Annotated in this window: 2 protein-coding genes; both read left to right on the forward strand. The window is 37.6% G+C overall.

What is annotated here, in order from left to right; genetic code table 11:
- On the forward strand, positions 1–570 hold a 570-nt coding region (locus tag A3EM_RS0137355; protein ID WP_020533053.1), incomplete at its 5' end, for a hypothetical protein.
- A 90-nt stretch (positions 571–660) separates the two neighbouring features.
- On the forward strand, positions 661–9,054 hold an 8,394-nt coding region (locus tag A3EM_RS0137360), incomplete at its 3' end, for a PKD domain-containing protein (RefSeq protein ID WP_044240993.1).

Below are 9,054 nucleotides of genomic sequence, written 5' to 3' on the forward strand. Positions count from 1 at the left end.
GTAACCCCGGTGAGAAACAATCCATGGATATTTAGAACAGGCCTGCAGGCTAAACTCCCTTTTAAAGATAAACCTTTACCGGGTACAGTAGCACCTAAGGCAGCTAAGTTATCTAAAATGGCAGATTTGTTTGATCTGGAAGGGAACCTGGGGCTGAACATCGGAGAAATCACCAGAGTAGATTTAAGTCCGGCAGTTTCACACACCTTCAAAGAGAAGCTGTCAGTAGGTGCAGGTCCAATATTTCAGTATTACGATGATAAAAAACTGGATGTGAACTCAGCGACTTTTGGAGGCAGGTTTTTCACCCGGTTTAAGCCGAAGGAACACTTTCCCTTTTTCCAGGTGGAAGCAGAAACACTGAACGGAAAAGAAGTTTCACCATTGTTAAAAAATGCTCAAAATTCTGAACGGCAATGGTATTCGGCATTGATGGCAGGAGGAGGGGTGAACTTCCCCTTAGGTTTAAAATCATCATTTAACATATCGGCTTTGCGGAACCTGACCTATCAGGGCCCCAACCCGGTAAGGAACAGTCCCTGGGTGATCAGGGCTGGACTGCAATTATAGAAGAGCAACAAAAAATAATACAGAAAATGAAATGGAGCAAACCGCTGTGAGTTCCAGGACAAATTAGGGTTGACCTTACAATTAAAAATTATGCAAAAAATTACTAAACTTCCAAACTATTCCTTGTGGTATGAGAACTCAGCTGCCATGTTGTTGACGATCATATTACTTCTTATGTCCTTTCAAGGAAGGGCTAATTCAGATTCTTTGAATTTGGATGAAAAAACAGAAGCTGCATATGCATTAACTGTGGATTTTGATATCGAGTTTAAATGTACGGGAAAACCCACCTTTTTCAGAGGTAATGTAAGTGGAGCTTCTAACCCTAATAATTTAGAGTTTAGATGGAGCTTTGATTCAGATAACGACTTTCATCAAAATGCTTCTTATAAAGGGTTTACTTACCATACTCCAGATACTTATACAGTTACCCTAGAAGTGAGAGAAGGTTCAAGTGGCTTCATTTATTCTAAGACCAAAACATTTACGGTAAATCAATCTCCTATAGCTGACTTTAGTGCAAGTAGTGCAATTTGTTCTGGAGTGGCTACGAGTTTTACAAATTCGTCTTCAGGTTCTGGAACTTTGAGTTATTCCTGGACTTTTGGAGATGGAGGCCAATCCAATCTTGAAAACCCAAGTCATACCTATTCTTCAGCGGGTAGTTATAAAGTACGATTAACTGTCACTAGTTCAACTGGTTGTAGTAGTGTTCAAAAAGAAGTTTCAATTACAGTTGGAAATGGACCTAGTAGCAATTTTACTTTTACAGATGTCTGTGACGGAGAAAGTGTTCAATTTACGAATACTTCTACGAATCAATACCAGTCTACTTATTTATGGCATTTTGGAGGAGCGCATATTTCCACCCAACAAAACCCTACCTTTACTTTTAATGGAACAGGAAGTTTTCCAGTGAGACTGGAAGTAACTAACCAAAATGGTTGTAAACATGAAATTATAAAAAATGTAACAATAAAAAAGAAACCAACCCCCAATTTCGCTTTCACGAATGATTGTGAGGATAAATCCATCCAGTTTACGAATTCATCTTCAGGAAATGGAGGAACAATAAGTTCTTATTTGTGGGAATTTAATGATGGAAAACCAAATTCTTCTGCCACTAATCCTTCGCATGTATTTGATAATTCAGGCACATATAATGTCAAATTGACTGTAACCAATACCAATGGGTGTAAAAAATCCATTACAAAAGCGATTACTATATATGCAAAACCAACAGCAAACTTTACTGCTCCCACTGGTTATACAGGAAAAAACACTCAATTTAATCATAGCGCCACAGGAAATGTTGCCTCCTATTTATGGACCTTTGGAGATGACAATTCAACTTCCACAGCTTCCAATCCTACGCACCAATTTGACACTGAAGGGACTTTTCCTGTAACCCTGAAAGTAACATCTTCAAATGGTTGTGTTAGTACAATTACCAAAGATGTTACAGTATATCCTTCTCCGACAGCGAGTTTTACTGCACATAATTTTTGTGTAGGGCAGGAAACTTTTTTCAGGGCAAGTGTAACAGGAGGAAGCTCGATCGATTATAAATGGAAATTTGAACCCACCCATTCATCTGATTATAATGATGAAGAAGATACGGATTACCTGGGGCATGTATATGGTTCAACAGGAACTTATACGGTAACCTTAACGGTAAGGAATGAATATGGTCAGGAAGATACTTTTACAGATGATGTAACCATTTACAATGCTCCTAAAATTAATAGTATTACTGCTCCGGATTTTGGCTGTACAGGAGTTCCTATTAACTTTTCTGCTAATGTGACAGGATCAGGGTTTAGTTATAATTGGAATATTGATGGCACCACTTATACAACTGCTAACCCAAGCCACACTTTTAACTCAGGAGAAGGAACAAAAAATGTATCTTTAACGGTGAGTTTGGCTAATTCTTCTCCTACTGATTGTGTTGATACGAAGTCAACTTCTATTGGTATAAAAAAGAAACCCTCGGTAAAGAACCTGGTAAATGCAGGAACTTTTTGTGCAACTACTGCAGGTCAACTAATAAAATTAGATGGAACAGAAACAGGAGTAAAATATCAATTGTATAGGGGTACAACTGCGATAGGGAGTCCTATTTCCACTGGAAATTGGGGATATCAAACAGCAAAAGGTACTTATTTTGTAAAAGCACAAGTTGAAGATGGTTGTAGTGGAATTGATATGGAAGGTGAAATTATTATTAACGATGCGCCTACCGCTGATTTTAGTTTTACCAATATGACCTGCCAGACAAAGGGTTTAGTAAATTTTGATGCTAGTCTTTCCCAACCAGCAGGAGGACAAGGAAGGGATATTGTGGAGTATATATGGGATTTTGGTGATGGAACACCAGAAAAAACTAGTACAAACCCTACTTATGGGTATGTGTATCAAAATGAAGGAAATTTTAATGTCGAGTTGAAAATTAAAGATCAACAAGGCTGCGAGGTAACCTCTTCAACCAAACAGGTAACTATAGTTTTTCCTACAGTAGTAACCGGAACTCTTAGTAATAAAGAGGTTTGTCTGACAGATCCTAATGGAGTTTATCCAGATTTAGTTCTCAATGGAGCAATAACAGGAACTGTTCAAAAGTGGAGGTATAAACCTGAAGGAGGGAGTTGGAATGAACTAGCATACACAGGAACTATTTTAAGTAGTGCTGCAGGACTAAAAATAACTAAAACCACAGATTTTGAAATTTATGTACAAAATGGAACTTGTGAGGAAATAGTAAAATCTGCTAAAGTTACAGTGGTACAAAGCCCAAAAGGTGGCACAATAGAGGGTGTGAATCTTTGCGAACCTGGTGATGCTTATTTGACCCTAACAGGCCAGGTGGGAGATATAGAAGCCTGGCAAAAATGGAATGGAAGTGGATGGGATAATATTTCAGGCTCAGCAAATGTCACTAATATATCAGAGGATATTTCAGTAAATACAATATTTAGGGTTAAGGTAAGTGTTGAAGGTTGTGAAATACCGGCTTACTCTAATGAGAAGACTATTCAGGTTTTTAACCCACCAGTATCTGATTTTAGAATGGAGAATCAGACAGGACAGGAAGTAGTTGAAGTTTGCGTTGATGAAACAGTAGTTTTTAATAACCTTTCCAGTGCAGGTCAGGGGAACACGATCTCATCTTATTTTTGGGATTTTGGAGATGGAAATACTTCAACCAGTGCCAACCCAACTCATTCCTTTTCAACAGCAAATGGTATTGGACAGACCTATAATGTCACACTTAGAATAGAGAATGATAAGGAAAGTGTTACAGGTGTTAATTGTTTTGCTACATCTGAGGTTAAAACCATTAAAGTTCATCCTAAACCAATACCTGAAATTGAACATTTAGGAAATATTTGTGTCCATCAGGAAGCTTCCTTTACAGCAACAAACTCTACAATTCCTCCTGGATATGTGGTAAAAGAGTATAGATGGGATTTTGATGGAAATGGTAGTTTTGAGCAAACCTCAACAGAGCCAATGGTAACCCATCGGTTTGATAATGAAGGAGCATTTAATGTTGGTTTAGAAATCGAAATAGAAAGTACAGAAACTGGATATTCAGAGTCTTGTACTGCTATTGATGCTACTCCTGCAACTCTGACCGTATATCCTGAAATAGAAGGTAATATCATGTTTGCTGATAGCAATGGGGATGGAAGCATATGTTTAGGAGAAAAAATTGACCTAAATATTCATGATGTGACGTTGCCTGAAGGCTGGGAAATAGAGGGTTATATATGGGATATAGATGGAGATGGAACCTTTGCAATAGAGGAAGGGGATAAAGTAGATAATACTAAAACTTTCACCAGTGAAGATAATAGTTATAAGGTAAGTGTTTTGGTAAAGACCAATTATTGTGATCAGAAATTTAGTAAGACCTTTGATGTTGAAGAAGGACCTTCGCTTAGTTTTACTTATCAGGAATCTTGTACCAATACAGGTGAAGTTGTTTTCACAGTAAATGATCCTGTAGCAGGATATACTTATGGTTGGGATTTTGATATCAGTGATGGACAAAATTCAGAGAAAACAGGACAACAGGTATCCCATATTTTTGAAGAGGGCGGAACTTATTCTGTTATGCTGATGCTAAATAATACAGATATATGTTCAAAACCATTTGTAAACCCTGATGTAAAAGTCACGCTTTTCCAATCTGCTGGTGAAATTGTGAATGGTGATATTTCAGTATGCCAGGATGATTTACCAACCTTATTGGCATCCAAACCAGAAGGAGTAGGGCAATTTGATACCTATACTTACCAATGGCAACATGCTGCCACTGATAATCCGGCTGATTTTGTTGACATTGCAGGAGCTACCCAGGAGGAATATGAATTTCCAGCCTTTAATCAGAGTATGCTGGATAAAACTTTCTATAGAAGAAAAGTAACTTCCACTAGTGGTTGTTTTGATTTTACCGAACCCGCTCAGGTAACCATTGATTTGATACCTGACAAACCTGTGATTGATCAATCAGGCCCTATTAGTTTATGCTTTGGAAGCTCGGTTGAATTAAGTGTTCCTGAAAATCCCAATTATGAATATATTTGGTATAAGAATGGATTTCCATTACCATGGACAGCAGGTAATCATTATTTTAATGCCAGTTATGCTGGTCTTTACACTGTAGCAGCTATCAATAATGGATGTGAATCTGAAATTTCAGATCCGATAGAGATAATTATTCACCAGGCTGAAATATACAATGATGAATATTTTAATTTACAATGCTCAGAAGGGTCTGGAGTTGATTTAAAAATAGATCAGGAAGAAGGATACCATTACAAATGGTATAAAGATAATACTGAAATAGGCACTGGAAATGTGTTAAATGTAACTACAATAGGAGATTATAAAGTCAGGTCTTTTAGAAACGCTGATCCATCATGTTACACAGATGCCAAGTTTATAACTGTAGCTGATGAATCAGTAGATCATAATTATGTGAGAACTTATGTTGCTCAAACTCCTTCTATGGCAGAGACAGTAAGTTTGAGTACAGCTACTGCTGGTCAGGTGGCTATTTCTACGCAATATATTGATGGATTAGGCAGGCAGATACAACAGGTAGACTGGCAGGCTTCACCTGCCCTTCAGGACCTTGTGACTTTCACCCAGTATGATCAAAGGGGAAGAGAAACTAAAGGATTCCTACCTTATGCAAAAGGAACTAATGGAGAATTTAAACAATGTGCTGAGCCGGAACAAAAAGCATTTTACCTGGCAGGTGGTGATCAGATAGCCAATACAAGTTTTGCTTATTCCATCACTCAGTTCGAAAATTCTCCTTTGAATAGAGTAGAAAAGCAAGCTGCTCCAGGAGATGCCTGGGCAGGAAGCCTGGGAACTGGTACAGAACATGTGGTGAATGTAAACCAAAGAGCAAATACAGGTGATGCTGTGGTATTGTGGCGCTTTGTGAATGAGGGGGATGTAGTTCCAACAGCGAGTGGAGCATATGAAGATCGATCCCTAATGGTGAACGAAACTAAAGATGAAGCAGGAAATGAGGTGAAAGAGTTTACCAATAAAAAAGGAGAAATGGTACTCAAAAGGATAGCTTCTGATGAAGGATGGGCAGAAACATATTATGTCCATGATAATATTGGAAATCTGAGGTTTGTAATTCCTCCCAAAGCAGCTAATATTTTAAAGGATAATTCTACTATCACAGAGGATATTAGAAAGGAGTTATGCTTTACTTACTTGTATGATGATAGAAACAGAGTAGTAGAAAAGCAGGTGCCTGGTGCTGGACCCGTTTACATGATTTATGATAAATTAGATAGAGTAATTCTGACTCAGGATGCTGTTCAAAGGGAAAATATGGAATGGTTGTTTACTAAATATGATGTATTTAGCAGACCAGTAATGACAGGTATTTATTCACCCGGAAAAGTGATTTCCAGAGCAGAAATGGTAACTGAAGTAAAAAATGCAAATCCAAACCTGTATGTGACCGAAAGTACAGAGGCTATAAACAAGGACATCAGAGAGGATGAAAATATAGAATCAGATGCTTTTGAAGGTTTAATGGCCTATAATGCCACAGACAAAATTAAGTTACTACCAGGATTTAATTATAAAGCACCTGTTTCAGAAACCTTTGAGGCTGTTCTTACAGAAGAGGTGATGGGAAAAACCGAGAGGTTAGGAGTGAATAATAACAGTACCTTTCCTAGTGATAATTTTGAGGTCTTAACAGTAAGCTATTATGATACCTATAATCTGGATAAAGATGGAAATCCTACCGGAGAATTTGAAAAATACACTTCTGTAGGAGCTGTATTTGATCAGGAACATTCTGCAACTGATGAGGTGAAAGGTATAATGACAGCCAGTAAGGTAAGAGTACTAGGCGGAGGTGGTAGATTTTTAACTACTGTAATGTTTTACGATGACAGGGGAAGGGTAATTCAGACAAAAGGTGAAAATAACAATGGAGGGATTGATGTAATGACCTCTCAGTTTGATTTTGTAGGCAGACCAACAAGAACTTATATGCAACACGAGAATCCAAAAGGAGATTTAACCGCGACTAATATACTGAAGAAATATTTTTACGATCACACTGGTAGGGTAACTTCTATCAATCAGATCATTAACGATAACCAGGAGGAGGAAGAGATAATAGTTCAAAATACCTATAATGAGTTGAATGCACTAATTTCTAAAAATCTGGGAGAAGATCTTCAAACTATTGATTATGCCTATAATATTAGAGGATGGATAGAAAGTATCAATGATTTGAGCAATGTAGGTACCGGTATAAATGGAGAGGATAAACTCTTTGCAATGGTTTTAAACTACGAGGTAGAAGATTTGTATAATGGAAATATTGGAGAGATTCTTTGGAAATCTGCTTCTGATCAGGTAGAGAGGAGTTATGCTTATACTTACGATAAAATGAGTAGGTTACGGACTGCGGTTTATAGCTCAGGTAATACCAATGAAAAATTCAATGTAGATATTTCTTATGACGAAAATGGTAATATCCTAACCTTAAACAGAGAAGGTTTGATTACTAATCATGAGGATCCATTACAAAGGGTATATGGACAAATTGATGCACTAACCTATAAATACAATGCAAATGATTTAGGTAACAAGCTGGCGGCAGTAAGTGATGGAGTAGGAAGTGTGGGAATCGCCAATGGTTTTAAAGAAAAGTCCCTGGCCACCAGTGGAGAATACAGATATGATGAAAATGGTAATTTAACTGCTGATGACAATAAAGGGATCAGTGAGATTACCTACAATCATCTTAACCTGCCAGCAACCATTGATTTTGGTGGAGGTAAAATGATTAAATACCAATATAATGCTGCAGGGATAAAGCTGAGAAAAACTGTAATTGAACCTGGAAAAGAAAATACTATTACCGATTACATAGGAGGTTTTGTTTATGAGACAAACAAACTGCAGTTTTTCCACATGGATGAAGGCAGGGTATTGTCTCCAGAAGCACAAAATGACCCGGATGCTTATTTGTTTGCTTATGAATACCATTACAAGGATCATTTAGGCAATTTGAGAATGTCTTTAAGAGAAGGTGGAGAATTTATTTTTGAAGCTAGTATGGATACGGATAAGGGTACTGAAGAGGAGGCTGGCTTCCAAAATATTGCTGAAACCAGGGATATAGAAAATGAAACAGGAAACGATGCCAAATCCGGTGATGCTTCTGCTCACTTAAATGCAAATCTTCCTGGAGGAATTCAAAAGGTAGTAGGTCCATTAAAAGAGTTTGAGGTAGAGCAGGGAGATCAGATTCTTGCAGAAGTATTTACGCGCTATAATTTTGAAGAGGGAAAAAGTACAAATTCTTTTTCCGTAGGAACCATCCTTCAAAATATTATTCAGGGAGAAGGAGGAGGAACTTCTACTATTCCATTTAGTATTACTTCAAAAGATTATACACACGAAACTGTACCCAATGCTTATATCAGGATAGTAGCGTATGATGAAGAAGGACAAGAAGTACAGGATTCCACGCAATGGATTCTTCCTGCTGGTACAAATGACTGGTATCAAATGAGTACGAATCTAACTATTGCCTTTAAAGGAACCGTAAAAGTTTTCGTGGCCAATGAGTCTGAAATGGATGTTTTCTTTGACGATTTGAAAATTACCAATAAAAAACCTATAATTGCTCAGGAGAATCATTACTATCCCTTCGGTATGAACCTCACTGGCATAGAGAAAAAAGGTAGTCCGGATCATAAGTTCCAGTACAACGGTAAAGAAAAACAGGAAGACTTCGATTTGAACTGGTATGACTATGGTTGGAGAAATTACGATCCTGCTTTAGGTAGATGGCATGGAGTAGATGGAATGTCTGAGAAATATGTCTCTTATTCTCCTTACCACTATGCAGGTAACAATCCGATACGGAATTATGATATTGATGGGAATGAGTTTACTGAGTCTGGTAAGAAATGG

The organism is Flexithrix dorotheae DSM 6795 (assembly GCF_000379765.1).
Lineage (GTDB): Bacteria > Bacteroidota > Bacteroidia > Cytophagales > Flammeovirgaceae > Flexithrix > Flexithrix dorotheae.